General features: G+C 57.9%; 20 protein-coding genes. 12 read left to right on the plus strand and 8 right to left on the minus strand.

Annotated elements, in window-relative coordinates:
* Window positions 1–16 precede the first annotated feature (16 nt).
* The 5 genes from AZE99_RS01655 to AZE99_RS01675 all read right to left on the minus strand — a co-directional run bounded on the left by AZE99_RS01655 (window position 17) and on the right by AZE99_RS01675 (window position 4878).
* Window positions 17–1078, minus strand: a complete 1062-nt coding sequence (locus AZE99_RS01655) for a class I SAM-dependent methyltransferase (RefSeq protein ID WP_067197483.1) — start codon at window positions 1076–1078, stop codon at window positions 17–19.
* Between the two features lie 57 nt (window positions 1079–1135).
* Window positions 1136–1687, minus strand: coding sequence for a gamma carbonic anhydrase family protein (locus AZE99_RS01660; RefSeq protein WP_067197486.1), 552 nt, complete (start codon window positions 1685–1687; stop codon window positions 1136–1138).
* A complete protein-coding gene (locus tag AZE99_RS01665; protein WP_067197489.1) occupies window positions 1684–2253 on the minus strand; it encodes a GNAT family N-acetyltransferase in 570 nt (189 codons plus the stop codon). Before AZE99_RS01665 ends, AZE99_RS01660 begins: the two co-directional genes overlap by 4 nt.
* Window positions 2246–3247: a porphobilinogen synthase gene (gene hemB, locus AZE99_RS01670; RefSeq protein ID WP_082788187.1), complete on the minus strand. Its 1002-nt coding sequence runs from the start codon at window positions 3245–3247 to the stop codon at window positions 2246–2248. The genes AZE99_RS01665 and hemB overlap by 8 nt, the downstream gene beginning before the upstream one ends.
* A 62-nt stretch (window positions 3248–3309) precedes the next feature.
* Entirely contained in the window at window positions 3310–4878 is a 1569-nt protein-coding gene (locus tag AZE99_RS01675) for a M23 family metallopeptidase (protein ID WP_231862668.1), read from the minus strand.
* Window positions 4879–5085: 207 nt separating this feature from the next.
* On the opposite strand from AZE99_RS01675, the gene AZE99_RS01680 reads away from it, so the two are divergent.
* From AZE99_RS01680 to AZE99_RS01710, 7 genes are all read left to right on the plus strand, one after another.
* Entirely contained in the window at window positions 5086–7857 is a 2772-nt protein-coding gene (locus AZE99_RS01680; protein WP_067197493.1) for a helicase-related protein, read from the plus strand.
* A 9-nt stretch (window positions 7858–7866) separates the two neighbouring features.
* Complete coding sequence (locus AZE99_RS01685; protein WP_443027783.1) at window positions 7867–8169, plus strand: RNA-binding S4 domain-containing protein; 303 nt, start codon at window positions 7867–7869, stop codon at window positions 8167–8169.
* A gap of 104 nt (window positions 8170–8273) precedes the next feature.
* Window positions 8274–8612: a ferredoxin FdxA gene (gene fdxA, locus AZE99_RS01690; protein ID WP_067197496.1), complete on the plus strand. Its 339-nt coding sequence runs from the start codon at window positions 8274–8276 to the stop codon at window positions 8610–8612.
* A 298-nt stretch (window positions 8613–8910) separates the two neighbouring features.
* A complete protein-coding gene (locus AZE99_RS01695) occupies window positions 8911–9441 on the plus strand; it encodes a CarD family transcriptional regulator (protein WP_067197498.1) in 531 nt (176 codons plus the stop codon).
* 150 nt (window positions 9442–9591) lie between these two features.
* Window positions 9592–10338, plus strand: coding sequence for a head GIN domain-containing protein (locus tag AZE99_RS01700; RefSeq protein WP_067197501.1), 747 nt, complete (start codon window positions 9592–9594; stop codon window positions 10336–10338).
* A 63-nt stretch (window positions 10339–10401) separates the two neighbouring features.
* On the plus strand, window positions 10402–11025 hold the full coding sequence (locus AZE99_RS01705; protein WP_067197504.1) for a class I SAM-dependent methyltransferase: 624 nt from the start codon (window positions 10402–10404) through the stop codon (window positions 11023–11025).
* A complete protein-coding gene (locus AZE99_RS01710; RefSeq protein ID WP_067197507.1) occupies window positions 11022–11729 on the plus strand; it encodes a GIN domain-containing protein in 708 nt (235 codons plus the stop codon). The genes AZE99_RS01705 and AZE99_RS01710 overlap by 4 nt, the downstream gene beginning before the upstream one ends.
* A 1-nt stretch (window position 11730) precedes the next feature.
* Here AZE99_RS01710 and AZE99_RS01715 read toward each other — a convergent pair whose 3' ends face one another.
* The gene (locus tag AZE99_RS01715; protein WP_067197510.1) at window positions 11731–11940 is read right to left on the minus strand and encodes a hypothetical protein; all 210 of its coding nucleotides are present in this window, start codon (window positions 11938–11940) and stop codon (window positions 11731–11733) included.
* 163 nt (window positions 11941–12103) lie between these two features.
* Here AZE99_RS01715 and AZE99_RS01720 point away from each other — a divergent pair, with 163 nt between their 5' ends.
* Together AZE99_RS01720 and AZE99_RS01725 are read left to right on the plus strand one after the other, a co-directional pair.
* Window positions 12104–12307: a hypothetical protein gene (locus AZE99_RS01720; protein WP_082788188.1), complete on the plus strand. Its 204-nt coding sequence runs from the start codon at window positions 12104–12106 to the stop codon at window positions 12305–12307.
* 51 nt (window positions 12308–12358) lie between these two features.
* Window positions 12359–13717 carry a PQQ-dependent sugar dehydrogenase gene (locus AZE99_RS01725; RefSeq protein ID WP_067197513.1) on the plus strand — a complete coding sequence of 453 codons (1359 nt, stop codon included), beginning with the start codon at window positions 12359–12361 and terminating at the stop codon, window positions 13715–13717.
* Window positions 13718–13719: 2 nt separating this feature from the next.
* Here AZE99_RS01725 and AZE99_RS01730 read toward each other — a convergent pair whose 3' ends face one another.
* Both AZE99_RS01730 and AZE99_RS01735 read right to left on the minus strand, forming a co-directional pair.
* Window positions 13720–14550 carry an ATP-binding protein gene (locus tag AZE99_RS01730; RefSeq protein ID WP_067197515.1) on the minus strand — a complete coding sequence of 277 codons (831 nt, stop codon included), beginning with the start codon at window positions 14548–14550 and terminating at the stop codon, window positions 13720–13722.
* 2 nt (window positions 14551–14552) lie between these two features.
* A complete protein-coding gene (locus AZE99_RS01735) occupies window positions 14553–16304 on the minus strand; it encodes an acyl-CoA dehydrogenase (protein ID WP_067197518.1) in 1752 nt (583 codons plus the stop codon).
* Window positions 16305–16356: 52 nt separating this feature from the next.
* On the opposite strand from AZE99_RS01735, the gene AZE99_RS01740 reads away from it, so the two are divergent.
* The 3 genes from AZE99_RS01740 to AZE99_RS01750 all read left to right on the plus strand — a co-directional run bounded on the left by AZE99_RS01740 (window position 16357) and on the right by AZE99_RS01750 (window position 18895).
* Window positions 16357–17316: an L-threonylcarbamoyladenylate synthase gene (locus AZE99_RS01740; protein WP_067197521.1), complete on the plus strand. Its 960-nt coding sequence runs from the start codon at window positions 16357–16359 to the stop codon at window positions 17314–17316.
* Window positions 17317–17479: 163 nt separating this feature from the next.
* Window positions 17480–17713, plus strand: a complete 234-nt coding sequence (locus AZE99_RS01745) for an aquaporin (protein ID WP_335339217.1) — start codon at window positions 17480–17482, stop codon at window positions 17711–17713.
* A 129-nt stretch (window positions 17714–17842) separates the two neighbouring features.
* Window positions 17843–18895 carry an efflux RND transporter periplasmic adaptor subunit gene (locus AZE99_RS01750; protein WP_067197527.1) on the plus strand — a complete coding sequence of 351 codons (1053 nt, stop codon included), beginning with the start codon at window positions 17843–17845 and terminating at the stop codon, window positions 18893–18895.
* The last annotated feature ends 3 nt before the right edge of the window (window positions 18896–18898 follow it).

The raw sequence follows: 18898 nt of genomic DNA on the forward strand, positions 1-18898 counted from the left end.
GGCCCTTCCGCCAAAGTCAGACGGATACTTCCAGCACCATATTGGTCGGTGTTTCGGTCGCGCGCCTCACTTTTCCGAATCCGGCTTGATTGAGCACGCCCGTCAGCCGTTTCTGCCCGGCTTGCGCTCCGAGTCCCAGGCCGACGTCCTGCGCCAGCGAGGCTGGCGTGCATATGGTGGTCGAGAAGGCATAGAAAATCTGGCCAAGCGGATGTAGATTTTCTGCCATAGTGTCGCCGGCGAGCGGCTCCACCAGCATGAACGTGCCGTCCGGTCGCAGCGCTTTGCGTATATGCTCGGCGGCGCCAACCGGATCACCCATGTCGTGCAACGCATCGAAAATACAGGCGAAGTCAAAATCGCCACCGCTGAAATCCTGTGCTGAGGCGACCTGGAATTCGACATTGGTCACTCCCGCCGCTGCGGCTTTTGCGCGCGCCTCGATGATCGACGGTTCGTGAAAATCGATTCCGTGGATCACCGAATTGGGATAGGCTTTTGCCATCAGGACCGTGGATGAGCCATGGCCGCAGGCGATGTCGGCAACTTTGGCCCCTGCTTTCAACTTTGCTTCCACGCCTTCCAGCGCCGGAATCCACTGATCTGTCAGACATGCTTCATAGCCGGGCCGGAAAAACCGGTCCGTGCCGCAGAAACAGCAAGTCGAATGATCTCCCCAGGGCCTGCCCTTGCCAGACTTGAATGTTTCTACCGCTTTTCCCTGAGTCTCGAACTGAGATACGACACTCTGGAAAAATCCCTGCATGCAGGCGGGCTGTCCTTCGCGGGAAAGGACCAGCGCCTGTTCCGGACTCAATGAAAATAGGTCGCCATCGGGGTGGTGCGTGACATAGCCGGCCGCAGCATTGGAGCCGAGCCACTGGAGCAAATATTTCGGATTGAGACCGGTTTTTTCGGCCAGCGCATCGACGGTCAGGGCTCCGGCCCCGTCCATCGCTTCATAGACGCCCGCCTGATCGCCCAGATAGGACATGAAAACCGCCATTGCACCGGCAACATCGCCAATGACCTTGCCTGCCAGTTGCTCTACTTTGCTTTCGTCAATTTGTTCCGTCATCTCGCCGTCTCCCGATAACAGCGACCCTGCAGCAGGGTACCAGATCAGGACAAAAAACTACAGTGCGTCGATCGTCGCTTTGTGCGCCTTGGCATTTTCGACATAATGAGCAACGCCCATGCGCATGCCGGCAATGGCTGGTTCGGTCAGGTCGCGCATATATTTCGCCGGTGATCCAGCCCAGAGTTGCCCGGATGGAATCCGTTTATTCGGAGTGAGAGTCGCCCCGGCGGCAAGCATCGCATCGCCCTCGATCACGCATCCGTCCATAACGGTCGTGCTCAGGCCGACAAAGGCGCGGTCTTCCAGAGTCGCGCCGTGCAGCATCACCATATGGCCGACCAATACGTCATCGCCGATGATCGTCGGATTGCCATTGGGTGTCACCGGCGTCGCGCTGTCGCAATGGATGGTGGTGCCATCCTGAATATTGCTGCGCGCACCGATTCGGATGAAATTCACATCGGCGCGAATCACGCAATTATACCAGACGCTCGATTCGGGGCCGATTTCGACATCGCCGATGATCTTGCAGCCCGGCGCAATGAAGGCGCTGGGATGGATTTTGGGGGTTTTGCCATTGAACGGCAGGATGAGGGCTTGGGTCATATTCTGGAATTCCATTCATCAGCTGTGATTTTGTAGACGATGGTCGGGTTCAGATCTTCGCCATAATTGGGATCGTGAAAATCCAGCTCGGGACGGTGGCTCATGCCCAGCCGCTTCATCAATCCCCAACTCGGTTCGTTGCCGGCCACAGTCAGCGCCACGACATAGGGTGCGTTCCAGCGCGTGAATGCTGCGTCCATACAGGCGCTCGCGGCTTCCTTGGCATAGCCTTGACCCCAGGCGTCTTCGCGCAGGCGCCAGCCGATTTCATGGGCGCCGGTCAGTTTTGGTTGCGGAGCGTTGACCCGCTTGAGGCCGCAAAATCCCAGAATTTCTCCGTCGGACTTGCGTTCGACAATCCAGAAAGTGTGGCCGAAGCTGCGGTCATAGCCTTCGAGTCGCTGCATTGCGGCGTCGAATTTTTCCCGGCTTTGCACGCCACCCAGCCAGCGCATCACATTGCGGGTGTTGAGATGCTCCATGAACGGCTCGATATCGCTTTTCCGCCATTTGCGCAGGAGCAGCCGTTCTGTTTCCAGTATGATATCGGCGGCTGTCTCACCCATGGAGCAAGCGCGCCGCATCGGCAGCAAAATAGGTGAGTATGCCCGAACATCCGGCCCGCTTGAACGCGAGCAGCTTTTCCATCATCAATGCGTCATGATCGCCGACTCCGGCGGCTGCACCGATCTTGATCAGCGCATATTCGCCGGACACCTGATAGGCGAAGACCGGCACGTTGAATTCCGACTTGGCGCGATAGATGATGTCGAGATAGGCAAGGCCCGGCTTGACCATGATGCTGTCGGCACCCTCGGCAATATCGAAGGCAATCTCGCGAATCGCTTCGTCGCTATTGGCTGGATCCATCTGATAGGTTTTCTTGTCGCCCTTTAGCAGCCCTCCCGATCCCACGGCATCGCGGAACGGGCCATAAAAGGCGCTGGCATATTTGGCCGAATAGGCCATGATCTGGACATTGTGATGATGCGCCAGTTCGAGCACATCGCGGATCGCGCCGACCCGGCCATCCATCATGTCGGAAGGCGCAATGATATCAGCTCCAGCATTGGCCTGATTCAGCGCCTGTTTGGTCAACATCTCGAGGGTGCGATCATTTTCGACATAGCCCTTGTCGTCGATCAGCCCGTCCTGGCCATGGCTCGTGTATGGATCCAGCGCTACATCGGTCAATATCCCGATATCATCGCCCAGCGCGTCCTTCACCGCCCTGGTGGCGCGGCACATCAGATTGTCGGGATTAAGCGATTCCTTGCCGTCATCACTGCGCTTCTCCGCCGGTGTGTTGGGAAACAGGGCGAGGCAGGGGATGCCGAGATCGCGGGCTTCTCGGGCCCGCTCGACGATGCCGTCGACGGACCAGCGCGAAACGCCCGGTAGCGCAGCGATCGGCTCTTCCACGCCCGAGCCTTCGGTGATGAACAGCGGCCAGATCAAGTCGGAGGACGACAGGCGCGTCTCCCGGACCATTTCCCGGCTCCAGCCATGGCTGCGGGTGCGGCGTAAACGAGTGTGCGGGAAAGATGCTTGCTGTGACATGAAAAAGGCTTAGCCGAGCCGACAGCGGCGCTCAACTCTTTGTGTGAAACTGTTTGAAGTCGCTAACTTGCGAGCGGCTTGTTGAGCCGGTTGATCTCGCGTTCAGGCTCGGCCTGGGCCGATGCGCTTTTCAGCGTGGTCAGGGCTGCGCCCGGTTCTACGCGCTGCAATTTTTGCAGTTGGCCCTTGAAGTTGCGCAATTCCCGTCCGCCCAACTGGGCGCGCTCGACAAATTTGACCGACCGGGGGTTGATCGTGCGTCCTCCGCGATAGAGTTCATAGTGGAGATGCGGGCCGGTCGAGAGGCCGGTCGAGCCGATATAGCCGATGATCTGACCCTTGCGCACGCGTCGTCCGTTGCTCACCGCGATCCGGCTCATATGGCCGTAGCCGGAAGCGAGTCCACCGCCATGTTGCAGCCGGACATAATTGCCAAAGCCGCCCTTGCGACCGGCATGCACCACAGTGCCATCGGTGACGGCATAAATCGGCGCGCCATAACCGCCGCCGAAGTCCATGCCGCTGTGCATGCGCTTGTAGCGCAGGATCGGATGGCGGCGCATGCCATAGCTGGATGTGATCCGTCCGTTGGTTGGCCGGGCCAGTTCTCCGTTCGACTGACCGACACCCGATGCTTCGAACCAGTTGGTCCGGCCGCCACTCTGCCATTTCAGCATTTGTGCAGCCGGTTTGCCACCACGGTCGAGACCGGCATAGATCAGATCGCCGACTTCTACCTCGCCGGTTTCGGCGCGGCGATAGGACAGGATGATATCAAATTCGTCGGTGCTGCGAATGTCACGCGAGACCGACATTTTCGAACCGATAACCTGAAGATATTTTTGTACGGCATCCGATGGCGCGCCTGCAGCACGTGCAGAACGGTAAAGGCTGGAGCCAACCGTGCCCTTGATCCGCAGCGGCGTATCGTCGACCCGGATCGGCTTGCGGTTGAGCTTCAGCCGGTCGCCGTCGCGTAAAATTTCGAGATTGAGGTCAAAGCGCGCACGAAAGGCCAACTGGTCGAGCGGCCGTGCCTGATTTTTTGCCGGGCGGCGCCCGAGGATGACGTCGATCTTGGTGCCGGGCTTGATATCGCCGAGCGAAACGGCACCGCTGATCAGATCATTGGCTTGTGCAGCCTCATTGCTGGCGACCCCGGCGCGTTGCAGCACGCGGCGCAGGCTGTCGCCGCGACCAAGCGTAGCGACCAGTTCGATCGATGGTCGTTCGGGGCTTTCGGCCAGCGGACGCACCGCGTCGGTTGCCGCCATCCGGATGCCGGTGTCGGATCCATAAGCCAGCGGCGCGATCATTTGCGAACGGGCCTGGTCGGCGCGATATCCGCTCAGCGCGTCAGCGCGATGGCCGGCAATCGGACCAAAATCGGGAAGGCAACTAATCGCGAACCCGCTCAGCGCTACCAGGGTAACAAGGCCGCGGAACCATGCCGGGCTGCCGATATCCATACCAAGATCGGGAACCCAGTCGATTTCGGCCAGATATTCACGCCATTCGGCGATCTTTTCCTTGGTGACCATGGTTTCGGGAAGTGACGACGGAAGGGAGGGGGCTGCGACGGCGGCAGTCCCCTGAACTTGCATGTCGATATTGTCGATACTCTTGAACAAACCAACCCCTTGGCGATGCAAGTCTATAGCCTTGCATCCTATATATGGGCAACCTCTGTGCAGGAACTTGGTTAAAGTCAAATTAAGCCGCAACTCAGGGCGTTTCCGTGCGGCGAAACGTGTAAAATCACAGTTATCCGGTCTGCATCTGCGGTTTTTACTCCAAGCCCCTTGCAACTGTGCGCCTGATCGGCTGTTGTATAGCCAATGTCCCGGTTCTCCCAGTCGTCTCTTGTCGCCGTTCTCGGCCCGACCAACACCGGCAAAACCCATCTTGCCATCGACCGCATGTGTGCCCATTCGAGCGGCATGATCGGGTTCCCGCTGCGTCTGCTGGCGCGGGAGGTCTATGACCGCGTGGTTGCACTGAAAGGCGCGAACCGGGTGGCGCTGGTCACCGGTGAAGAAAAGATCATCCCGAAAGAAGCACAGTGGTTCCTGTGCACCGCCGAAGCCATGCCGATGGATCGCGAATTTGCTTTTGTCGCAATTGATGAAGCGCAAATCGGTATCGATCCCGAGCGCGGCCATATTTTTACCGATCGCATGCTCTACGCGCGCGGCCGGGAAGAAACCATGATTCTCGGGTCGGAAAGCCTGCGGCCGCTGATTGAAGCGCTGCTCCCCGAAGCAGAGATCGTCACCAGACCGCGATTTTCCACGCTGAGCTATGCCGGGCCGCGCAAGCTCTCCCGGCTGCCTCGGCGATCGGCCATCGTCGCCTTTTCGATCGAGGATGTCTACGCGATCGCCGAGATGCTTCGGCGCCAGCATGGTGGCGCGGCCATCGTCATGGGGTCTTTGTCGCCGCAGACCCGCAATGCCCAAGTCAAAATGTATCAGGATGGCGAGGTTGATTATCTGGTCGCTACAGATGCGATCGGCATGGGGCTCAATCTGGACGTTACCCATGTTGCCTTTGCCGCCCTGAAGAAATTTGACGGGCGGCGCAGACGCCGGCTGACCTTGGCCGAGATCGGCCAGATTGCCGGGCGAGCCGGTCGCCATCAGAAAGATGGCAGCTTTGGTGTGCTGACCGGGCTGGCTTCTTCGGACGCGCTGCAGCCCGAGGACATCGAAAATCTTGAATCGCATCATTTCCCGAAGCTGGAATGGCTCTACTGGCGCAATGCCGAACCGGATTTCGGTTCCGTCGACAAGCTGATCCGTTCGCTCGAGGAAAAGCCGCAAGTCCCGCGATTGCACGCTGCACCGGAAGCGGTCGATCTGGCAGTATTGAAAAGGCTGGCGCAGGATCCGGCATTATCCGGACTCGCCAACTCACCCGGAAAGGTGCGCTTGCTGTGGGAGGCGGCCTGTATTCCCGATTTTCGCAAGGTCGGAGCAGATCATCAGGCGCGCTTCGTTGCCTCGCTCTGGCCACATCTCGCTGGTGCTTCGGGCAGAATACCGCATGCCCGGATGGCGCAGGAAATATCCCGACTGGAAAATTTCCAGGGCGATATTGCCACATTGGCAGCCCGCATCGCCGCAGCGCGCAGCTGGAGCTATATCGCGCAAAAATCCCACTGGGTGGAGCAGCCCGAGGCGATGATTGATCGTACTCGCGCACTGGAATCACGGCTGAGCGACGCGATGCACAGCCAACTGACCCAGCGTTTCGTTGACAAGCGGACACGGGTGTTGATGCGCGGTTTGCTGAAAGATACATTGCCGCAGGATGTCGTTGTCGATGATGATGACGGCAAGGTCCTGGTCGAGGGACAGGAAATAGGAACACTCAAGGGCTTCCAATTTCTCGTACCTTCCGATAGCCGGAGAGAGGATCGCAAGATGCTGCTTGCCGCAGCAGAAAGATATTTGGGACGGATTATGACAGAAAATGCAGACGCTCTTGCCAAGGCACCGGACTCTGTTCTGGCGCTGGTCCCCGACACGGCTGGCCAGCCGACGATATTATGGGGCGATAGCCGGCTGGCGGTCCTGACCAAGGGCAAGAGTCTGTTGCAGCCCGAGATCAAGTTCGACCGCTCGATCAAGGATATGGCCCCTGAAGCCAGTCAGAAAGTCATGGACCGGGTGAAGCTCTGGGTGGATGCGATGAAAGCCAAGCATCTGCAAGGACTGGTGAAAATCGACACTCTGGCCAATGAACCAGAAACGCCGGCGGCGGTCCGAGCGCTATTTGCACAAATTGTCGATGCTGGCGGGATATTGTCGCGGCGCGAGATAGATCAGGCAATCCGGGCGCTCGACAATGACATGCGCGGCCATGCGCGCCGGGCAGGTCTGGTATTCGGAGCGCTTGATATTTTTCACCATGCATTGATGAAACCGGGCGCCGTCCTCTGGCGCACCGCTCTATTCGCTGCCTTTGATGCAGAGCCGATGATAGATCAGGCGCCGGACAATGCCGTGCATCTCAAACAAGGGACATTCGCGACCGCCGATCACGCTTCGCGACTAGGTTTTCGCAAGATTGCTGACGAATATGTCCGGGTTGACATGGTCGAGCGACTGATCAAGCAAGCCCATGAAGCGCGGCAGCAAGGGGCGATCTTTGCTATCGATCCTGCACTGGCCACATCGCTGGGCTTGACCAAGAACTGTCACGAAGCGCTGCTCGATCTTGCCGGTTTCGTCAAAACAAACGACAAGCCAGCGGCTCTTGTTTCGCCTGTTGCCGATAGCACTGAGCCTGCAGAGACGACTGCTGATGAGACAAAAGCGGTTGCCGAAGCGGTCGCCGCGCCAGATGCCGCGCCGGCGGTGGTAGGGGAGCCCGGTGACACGCCGAAAGAAAATATTCCACTATCGGAAGAGCCTGCGGCAGCTGAACAATATTGGCGCTGGAAGGGCATGGCGCGCAAAAAGAACCAGAGCCCGTTCAAATCCCGTGAAAAACATCAGAAAAAGGCCAAGGGTGCGCCCGTCAAGCGCAAGGCGGAACCTGTTCTCGCGACCGCAAGTGGAGCCTTTGCCGAGTTGGCAGCGCTCCGGGACAGCATGAAAAAATAGGATGCAGGCTTGAACGGCAGAGCAGCGGATCGCAACGTCGCAGCACAGCCCGTGCTGCGGATCGACAAGCTGCTCTGGTATCTGCGCTTTGCCCATAACCGGGTGATGGCGCGCAAGTTGGCGGAAAAGGGACATGTCCGGCTGAATGGCCGTCGGATCGAGCGGGGCCATGTCAGGGTTCGGCAAGGTGACATTCTCACCGTCCCGCAGGGCAATGAAGTGCATGTGGTGCGTATTATCATGCTGCCGGAACGCCGCAGCAGCGCTTTGCAGGCGCAATCCTGTTATGAGATATTACAGACTGGTAATTGAAATAGCCGCCAAACCAACTGTTGACGTGTCAGAAATTGCGCAATAGCTAGGACAAATTCTGCCGTCCTGAAATCGTGGGCCGGTATTGGGGAGTTTAAGACCAGATGACCTACGTTGTTACCGAAGACTGTATCAAATGCAAATATATGGACTGCGTAGAAGTTTGTCCGGTGGACTGCTTTTACGAAGGCGACAATATGCTGGTCATCAACCCCAGCGAATGTATCGATTGCGGCGTATGTGAACCCGAATGCCCGGCCGAAGCTATTTTGCCCGACACCGAAGACGGTCTCGAAAAATGGCTCGAGATAAACACCAAATATTCCGAAGAATGGCCGAATATCACGGTCAGCCGCGATCCACCGGCCGATGCCGAGGAGTTCAAGGGCATGGAAGGCAAGTTCGAAGCCTTCTTCTCCCCAAAGCCCGGCGCGGGGGACTAGCTGCCCGCCCAGGCTCACGGTAGAGTCGGCATTGCCGATATTACCAATGTGAAGCTGTGATTTCCTGTTCGACGAAAGCCAGCCTCCGGCATGTCCGGGTGCGATACGTTGTGCATTGCAACGAAAAATTGCTTTTTTGTTACGAATCTGTTAAACAAGCCCTGTAATCGGCTGGACACCCGAGGGAGCGGGAGGTGTTCGGTCGTTAAATACATGTACGAAAGGGTTTATTCGTCAACGTGTGACGAAGTTTGAACGTTACCAGCGTTCTTTTCCATTGATTCAAGAAAGGCTTTTTATGGCTGCGAATGTGCTGTCCTTTGATGTGGGCGATTATGTTGTTTACCCGAAACATGGCGTTGGCCGGGTTGTTGAGCTGCAAAATGAAGAAATTGCCGGCATGCAACTCGAACTATATGTTTTGCGTTTTGAAAAAGAGCGGATGACCTTGCGGGTTCCGACCAACAAGGCAGAAGGCGTTGGAATGCGCAAATTGTCCTCGGACAAGACGCTCCGCGAAGCGATGGAAACGCTGAAAGCCAAACCCAAGGTCAAGCGCTCCATGTGGTCCCGCCGGGCCCAGGAATATGAAGCGAAGATCAATTCGGGTGATCTGGTATCGATTGCCGAGGTGACCCGCGATCTGTTTCGCGCCGATGACCAGCCGGAACAAAGCTATTCCGAACGGCAGATTTTTGAAGCGGCGTCCAGCCGTCTCGCTCGCGAACTGGCGGCAATGGAAGAAACCGACGAGCCGACGGCTCTGACGAAAATTCTCGATATTCTCAATATTGCTGCACCGCAATATTATGAAGTGAAAGAAGATTAATCGATAGCCTTCGGGCGTTCATCGAAATTCCAGGGGGGCTGCTGCAGAGATGTGGCAGCCCCTTTTTCATGTCCGGAAGAGCTGCATTTTTCAGTTGATCTCTACCCGGCGGAGGCGTATTACTAGATTAATACAGCAACGGAGGCATGGATGAAGAAGATATTGTTTTTGGCACCACTATTGGCGCTCGCGGCCTGTGAAGGGTCGATTGTCGATGCCGTGGGTAATGCCGCATCCAGCGCTGGCAGCAGCTTTTCCGACGGTACGGCCATCGGGACCGGCGCCAGCAACCCGGGTGCGTTCGAAGGGGTAACCCTGGCCGGACCCGATGATGTCGTCTTCACCACCGCGGATGATTTCTCGATCCGGGCGGAAGGCGATTCCGATGCGGTCAAACAGCTGCGCTACCGAATATCTGGAGACGAGATCAAAATCGGCCGGGATGGCGATGACAAGTTCTGGGGTGATAGCGGCAAGGCCACGATCTATATCAGTGCCCCATCCCTGAAGAGCGCCAAGCTGGCTGGTTCGGGGGATATGGAAATCGATGCGATGACCACGGACTCGACCAAATTGAGCATTGCCGGCTCGGGCAATATCCGGGTGGCGCAAATCAAAACGGCGTCGCTGAGTTCCAAGATTGCCGGCTCGGGTAACCTGACGCTGGCGGGTACCGCCGAAGAGATCGACATATCAATTGCCGGTTCGGGCGATATCAGCGGCAAGGACCTGAAAGCCGCCACCGCCAGCATATCGGTTGCCGGCAGCGGTGATGTTGAACTTTCCTCGGATGGTTCGGTCGATGCCAAGGTCATGGGGTCCGGTGATATCCGGATCCACGGTGACGCGAAGTGCAAGTCACGGGCAATGGGTTCTGGCGACATTAGCTGCGGCTGATCGCGCGCCCAACATGCTGAAATCGCTTGGCGATCTGTCGCGCATGTGGCAGATTCGCCCGCGATGCCAAATCTATGGGAAAAATATGCGGTTCCGAAGCTGATCCGCGTCGCCTGTTCACAGCCGGCGGTGATGAAGGACCGCAGCGAGATCGTGCCGAAAGCCGATGGCGATGTGCTGGAACTCGGCTGCGGCGGCGGCATCAATCTGCAATTTTACGACCGGTCAAAGGTCAATAAACTGACTGGCCTCGATCCCTCCGCTGAATTGCTCGACTATACTCGCCGGGAAGCCAGCGAGCGCGGCTTCGACATGGAGATATGCGACGGCATTGGCGAATCCATGCCTTTTGCCGATGCCAGCTTCGATACGGTGCTGACCACGTTCACGCTCTGCTCGGTGCAGGACGGCAAACAGGTGCTTTCGGAAATGCGGCGGGTCTTGAAGCCCGGCGGCAAGATCCTGTTCCTCGAACATGGCCGGGCGCCGGACAAGGGCCCCGAGAAATGGCAGCGGCGAATCGAACCGGTGTGGAAACATATCGCCGGCGGCTGCCACCTGCATCGACCGGTTGCAAAATTATTTGAAGCCAATGGCTATGCACTAGTGGAGAATGACGGTCATTATGCACCCAGGACGCCACGCTGGCTTGGCTGGATGGAATTCGGGGAAGCGAGACCGGTATGAGATTTTTCTCGCTAATGCTGCTGACTGTAGTGCTGCTGCTGCCATCGATGGCCCAGGCCGCGGAACGCAAATTCTCGATTTTCGGATTTGAAGACATTCGGATCGGCAATGGGGTCGATGTGATGCTGACGTCCGGCAAAGGTGCGTCAGCCCGAGCGGAAGGGGAAACCCGCGAGCTCCTGGATCGGGTTTCCCTGCAGAAGAACGGCAAGCAGCTGATTGTCTCGGTCAGGCGCAAATCGCTTAATGGCGAAGATTATGACGCCGACGCGCCGGTAACCCTTTATCTGAGCAGCTATGCGATCAGCAATATCTCGCATCTCGGATCAGGTCAGGTGACACTTGATAAATTGTCAGGCCGGACACCGCGCGTGCGCCTTGGCGGCTTTGGTACGTTGCGGATCGATGCGGTCGATGCGGACCGGCTGGATGTGGCGATGACTGGCGGCGGGCAGTTGATCATGGTTGGCGAGGCACGCGCCGCCAGAGTGGAACTCCAGGGAGCCAGTATGTTTGAAAGCCCGAACCTTACGGTCGACAAGCTGACGCTGGTTCAGCGCGGCCCGGCAAGCAGTCTGGTGAAGGTGAAGCGGGAAGCTCTCATAACCAATAATGGCACCGGGCGAATCAATATCGTCGGCAAGCCCAATTGTATCGTGCGAACCGATGGTGCGGCCGAAATCATCTGCAATCCCGACCGCTAGATCAGTGGACCGTACCGATTGTCTCGTCGAGGGATAGCAAAACGCACAGCCGTTCCACTTGTTTCCATTTGCAATAATGGAGGTGATTGCCCAGCGACCGGCTCTTGTCAGCGCGATTGGCCGCTTCTAGTCCGGCTTCTTCACCAAAGTTGCTGATCAGCAGTTCGGCATCGTTATAATGGGTGGAGTCTATAAATATCGGTAATTGCATCAAAGGCTCCATTGTCGGGAAGCGACCCTGCCTCCAATCTCTGACCCAAGCCCTATAGTCGACCGGTGGAAATATCTTCAAAAGTCAAGGTTACCAATATGTTAAACATATGTTGGATGGGAAGTTCTGGTCATCTATTCCTTCCTCGTTTAGGGCTGCGAGCATGACTATTGAAAACCAGAAACATGCTTCCAATCCTTCCAGTGATGGCTCGAAAAATCGCAATGGTGGTGGCGTGTTCATCGCAATTGGCGCGATTGCCGGCGCTTTTGTTGGCGGCTATATGGGACAGCCTTCTGCCGGTTTGCTGGCCGGGCTGGCGCTTGGCACATTGGCGGCGCTGCTCATCTGGTGGAAAGGCCGGTAAGCATCTGAGAGCGCGCTTGTCAGGACGATTGCCGCCACCTATTATCGGTTCATGCTGAAACATATTAGAAATATCGCGATTCTGCTCATCGTCCTGGGGATCGGTGCAGGATATTATTTCACTCGTGGCGATACCGCTCGCTTGCCGCTCGAAGCGACTACCGGTGTGGAACCGGATCTGACCAATGTCCGCTCGGAAAAATTCCCGACCATCAATATCGCAAAAGCCAAGCCTTGGGGTGAAGGCGAGGGCCCGGTTGCAGCCGAAGGCCTTGTAGTCGAGCGCTTCGCCGAGGGACTGGACCACCCGCGCAGCATGTTCCGCCTGCCCAATGGTGACCTTCTGGTGGCGGAAACCAACAGCCCGCCGCGGACCAACAAGGGGATCGAAGGTTGGATCATGCGCAATCTGATGAGCAAGGCCGGGGCGGGAACCGAATCGGCTAACCGGATCAGCCTGCTGCGCGACAGCGACAAGGACGGCAAGGTGGACGAGACATTCGCTTTTCTGGAAAACCTCAACTCGCCGTTCGGCATGGCTTTGATTGATGGCACGCTCTACGTCGCCAACACCGATGCGGTCTATGCCTATCCCTATTCGGAAGGCGACACTAAAATCACTGCCGAGGGCCGCAAGGTCGCCAATCTGAATGCGAAGGCGCCGAATAACCACTGGACTCGCGATCTGCTGGCCAGCGATGACGGCAAATATCTCTACATTTCGGTCGGTTCGAACAGCAATATCGGCGAAAATGGCATGGATATTGAAAAACAGCGCGCTGCCATTTTGCAGGTTGAACTCGCGACCAACAAGAAGAGCATCTATGCTGATGGCATGCGCAATCCGGTTGGCATGGCCTATTTGCCGGGCACCGACAAATTTTATACCGTGGTCAACGAGCGCGACATGCTGGGCAGTGACATGGTGCCGGACTATCTTACCGAAGTGCGCTGGGGCGCGCATTACGGCTGGCCCTGGCATTTCTGGGGCGGCCATGTAGATCCGCGAGTCGATCCGAAAAATCTCGACCACCGCCAATATGAACGGCGGCCGGATTATGCTCTGGGCGCGCATGTCGCGCCGCTGGGTCTCGCCTTTTCTCATGGCCAGGCGCTGGGCAAACCCTTTGCCACGGGTGCGGTAGTCGCGCGCCACGGTTCGTGGAATCGTCAGCCCCTTTCCGGCTATGATGTGGTCTATGTTAATTTCAGCCAGCGCGGCGAACCCGAGGGCAAGCCGGTCACGATCCTGAGCGGATTCGTCGATGACGAGGATTCCGCACGCGGTCGTCCGACGATGGTCGCCTTTGACCAAACTGGTGCATTGCTGGTCAGCGACGATGTCGGCGGAATTATCTGGCGGGTCTCACGCAAGGATGCAGCCAAGCCGGCCGCGGCAACAGCGAAATAGGTCTAGGCCAGAAACTTGCCGGCGCGTCCGGCCATTTCGACGATATATTGCCACGCCACCCGGCCCGACCGGCTGCCACGCTGCTTCGCCCATAAAAGGGCACCCTCGCGTTTGAAATCCAGGTCATGGGCCTCGGCATAGCGGGCGATGATCGCCAGATAGTCGTCCTGTGATGCGGCGTGAAAGCCCAACCGCAAGCCGAAACGATCGGATAGTGCCAGCTGGTCATCGACCGCGTCGCGCGGGTTTACCGGATCATCCTGCTCGCTCATCTGACGCGGCACGATGTGGCGGCGGTTCGAGGTAACGTAAAGGCGGACATTTGCAGGCCGCTGGCTCGCGCCGCCTTCCAGCATCGAGCGCAGCGTACGCGGTTCGCTGCTGCCCTCGGCGAAGCCGATATCGTCGATGAAGATTATAAAGCGTCGCTTTGACCTAGCCAGTAGCTCGAACAGCGACGGTAGCGTTTCCAGATGGTCCGACGGTGCCTCGACCAGCGCGATATCTTCGCCCTCTACCTGCAACGCTCGGACCACCGTTTTGGCGAGCGCCGACTTGCCCATGCCGCGAGAACCCCAGAGCAGCACATCATGCGCGGCATGGCCCTGCGCGTGGCGGCTGCTGTTGTCGAGCAAGCGGGCCTTTTGCTGATCAATGCCAGTAAGCAGGCCGATATCGGTCGGCTGGAACGGCGTGATCATCTTGGGCGCGCGTCCGTCCCAGAGAAACGCGTCGCCCGATTTCAGATCAACCGGGCTGGCAGCTGGCGGGGCCAGACGTTCGAGCGCATCGGCAATGCGATCCAGAACATCCTTATGGCCCTCGTCAGCCACAATCAGCCTGCCAGCTCGGCGCTGCTCAGACTGTACAATATCTCGGCTCCGCCCATTGCAGCTGCCTTGAGGCCGAGCGCTTCCGGGACGATATGATCGAGATAATAGCGGGTGGTTACCAGCTTGGCCTTGAGGAACATATCATCGCCTCCGGCCAGTTCAGCGGATGCAGTCCGGTGCTGTTTCTTCATCAGCATGCCGCAGGTTGCAGTCGCCAGCATGGTCATGAACGCATAGCTTCCCGCCAGCCGGTCATCAATCGATGCCTCGCCGCTGGCCATCCACTGTCTGATATGCTCGCAGCTGTCGGCAAGAGCCAGCAGGCTCTCTTCTTCCTTCGCCTCAGTGCGGATTTCGGCAATAAGCGCAGTCATCGCATCGCCGCCATCCAGACCCAGTTTCCGGCCGACCAGATCGGCGGCCTGAATGCCATTGGTGCCTTCATAGATCGGCGCGATCCGGGCGTCGCGGAAATGCTGGCCGGCGCCGGTTTCCTCAATGAAGCCCATGCCGCCGTGGACCTGTACGCCAAGCGAGGCGACTTCATTGCCGATGTCGGTGCCATAGCCCTTGATCAGCGGGGTCAGGATTTCGGCGCGGGACTTGGCCCCTTCGATACCGACGGTAGCGCGGTCGACGCTCGACGTTGCATAATAGAGCAAGGCGCGGGCGGCCTGGGTGAGCGCCTTGGACCGCAAAAGCATCCGCCGTACATCGGGATGTTCGATGATTGCGACAGGTGTCTTGTCGCCGCTGCTGGCGCGGGCCGACTGGACCCGTTCCGTGGCATAGTGGCTGGCCTGCTGGGTTGCCCGCTCGGCGATCTGCACGCCCTGTGAACCGACATTGATGCGGGCATTGTTCATCATCGTGAACATCGCCTTCATGCCGCCAAATTCGCCGCCGATCATTTCGCCGATACATTCGCCCTGCTCGCCATAAGCCATGACGCATGTGGGTGAAGCGTGGATGCCGATCTTGTGCTCGATCGACACGCAGGTCACGTCATTGGGGGCATCGGGATTGCCGTCGGCGTCGAGGTGAAATTTGGGGACGATGAACAGGGAAATGCCGCGCGTTCCCTCGGGCGCTCCCGGGGTACGGGCGAGCACCAGATGGATGATATTGTCGGTCAGATCATGTTCGCCGAAGGTGATGTAGATTTTCTGGCCCTTGATCCGGTATTTGCCGGCATGTCCGCCCTCGGTGATCGGTTCGGCGGTGGAGCGCAGCGCGCCGACGTCGGAGCCAGCCTGCGGCTCGGTCAGGTTCATAGTGCCGGTCCAGGCGCCGGAAATAAGATTGGGCAGATATTGGGCTTTCTGCTCGTCGGATCCATGGACGTGGATGGCCTCGATCGCGCCGAAGCTGAGCATCGGGCACAGGGTGAAAGCGAAATTGGCAGCGCCGCAGGTTTCGAGGATCAGCGCCGAGAGCGAATAGGGCAGGCCCTGGCCGCCGAAATCTTCCGGGCCGTCAATCGATGCCCAGCCGCCTTCGACGAATTGTGCATAAGCGTCCTTGTAACCTTCTGGCATGGTCACGCTGCCATCCTTCCAGCGCGCACCGACCGTGTCGCCAATCCGATTGAGCGGTGCAAATTCTCCGGCCGCAAATTGTCCGATGCCTTCGACAATCGCTTCGACCATATCCTCGCTCGCACCGGCAAAACGGTCATGGCTCGCCAGTTCGCCGATATCGGCGATATGTTTGAGGACGAAATTCTGTTCGCGACCGGGGGCTGTAAAACTCATCTATTTGCTATCCGTTGTTGCCTGATTTTCCGCTGGGCTATAGCGCAGGGTCATGTCCGGCTCAAATGATCATATTGGCGGTGAAGCGCGCCGCTACGGCAATGCGACCATCGGCGAGGCCGCGGCCCGCTTGCGCGCGGGCGGACTGGTCGCGGTGCCGACTGAAACCGTCTATGGTCTGGCTGCCGATTCGACCAACGCAGCTGCGGTAGCGGAGATTTACCGGACAAAGGGGCGGCCGGATTTCAATCCGCTGATTGTCCATGTTCCGGATCTGGAAGCGGCCAAGCAACTCGGGCAATTTGACGAACTCGCAATTTGTTTCGCAGAGGCATTCTGGCCGGGGCCTTTGACGCTCGTGGTGCCAAAGAGCGGAAACTGTCCGGTCGCTGCCGCCGTTACCGCTGGTCTGGACACAATTGCACTGCGTTGTCCTGCGCATCCGGTGATGCGCGAATTGCTCCGGGAGTCAGGCCTGTTTCTAGCTGCACCATCGGCCAACCGCAGCGGCGGGATCAGCCCGACCACTGCCGATCATGTTGCGCGCAGTCTCGGCAGGGCGGCACCGATGATATTGGATGGTGGACCGTGTGAGCAGGGGATTGAGTCGACCATCGTAGCTATTGCTGACGATAACTACCGGATCTTGCGGCCTGGCCCGATAACGGCAGTGCAACTAGAAGCCATTGTTGGCAAACCACCGATATTGACAGTCACGGATCAAATCGAGGCTCCCGGACAGATGCTGTCCCACTATGCCCCGACGAAACCGCTTCGCCTCAATGCGAAAACTGCCGCTCCGGATGAATATCATATCGGCTTTGGACTGATATCGGGGGACCGAAACCTGTCGCCCCGGTCAGATCTTGCCGAAGCTGCGAGCTTTTTGTTCGCCGCGCTGCACGATGCGGACGCGAGCGAGATGCCGCGAATTGCCGTGGCACCGATTCCCGAGGACGGTATCGGTATTGCGCTGAATGATCGTCTGGGCCGGGCGGCAACCCCGGAATAACCCGCCTTTTACATAGTATTACAGGCCGCCTTACTTGAAGAGCATTCGCCCGGTGGCTTCGCCATGGGAGCCCGGAACGCGATCAAGGTCTTGCTCATCCTTGCTCTTTTTGCTGATCATTCGCGGCGCGGCCGATGGTCGGGCGCCAGCTGGCTTCGCATCTTTGGCGATCGGCCTGGGACTGACGCTGATCCACCTTATCAGCATCCCGGTAACCGACACTTCGGCTAATCCAGCCAGAAGTACCGGTCCCGCCCTGATCGGAGGCGGTATCGCATTTTCTCAGGTCTGGATTTTCCGGGTGGCACCAATCACTGGCGCAATTTTGGCGGAAATCGTCTATAAGATCATGGGTGGATCTGGCCAGGAGATCGTCGGCGCAAAAAATCAATACTGACTCTTTAATAACACATTTGGAGGGCCGGGATTAATAATCCGGCCCTTTTTTGTGTGATTTCGCAATTTTCTATTGGTCAGGGCCCGTTAGCGACTTAAGACAAATCCATTAGGGGTGGTAGTGCGCAATATGACGCTTGGCAGAACGATATTCTCGATTTTGATCGGTCTGGTTTGTTTGACCGGATGCAGCGTTAGCGAACCGGAAGCAAAACCCAAATCCACTGATCCGATTCCGGCGGCAGTGACCATTGTCCAGCCAGCCAGCGAGAGTGAAACCCTTAATGCCGCCGGGACGGTTCGCTTGCGCAGAGAAACATCACTGGGTTTTACCACCAGCGGCAAAGTTGCTTCGGTCCGTTACGAAGAAGGTGATAGAGTGAAGCGTGGTGCCGTTCTTGCGGCTCTGGACAACAGTACGGTTGCAGCGGACCTTAGCGCAGCACGCGCAGAACGAGATCGGGCTGAGTCCGAATATGCCAGAATCCAGAAATTGTTCAAAGATGGCTGGGTCACCAAATCGCGTCTCGAGCAGTCCGAGGCGGCGGCACGCGCTGCCCGGGCGCGAATCGAGTCTTCAGAATTTGCCAGCCGGACTTCTTATATCCGCGCACCCAGCAGTGGCATTATTCTGACACGCAATATCGATGCCGGGCAAATTGTAACGGCAGGCATGACCGGGTTGGTATTGGGAGAAATTGACAAAGGGTTTGTTCTGCGCGTGCCTATGACCGATTCCGATGCCGCCCGTTTGAGCGTCGGCATGCCCGCCAAGGTTCTGGTATCGGCTATTTCGGATGTGCCGTTCGATGCCGTCGTTAGCGAAAAAGACGGGCGGGCGGATGAGCGAACGGGAACATTCGAAGTGAGCTTCTCGCTTCCGGGCAGCGAACGGCTGCGTTCCGGTCAATTGGGCATGGTCTCAGTCCAGGTCGCTCGCGAGACATCGGCAACCTTTGCAATACCCGCCAACGCGATATTCGGTGTCCGTACCGGTGAAGGTCTGGTGTTCGTGGTCGATGACAAAAACCGGGTGAGGCAGCGCAATGTCGAGATTGGCAAATTGACCGACAAGAATCTTGAAATCCTGAGCGGGTTGGCGGCAGGCGAGATTATCGTGATTCGCGGTGTCGAGAAGCTGAGGAACGGCGATCTGATAAAGCCGATCCGGCCATCACGATGAGTG

Origin of the sequence: Sphingorhabdus sp. M41 (assembly GCF_001586275.1) — a bacterium.
GTDB lineage: Bacteria > Pseudomonadota > Alphaproteobacteria > Sphingomonadales > Sphingomonadaceae > Parasphingorhabdus.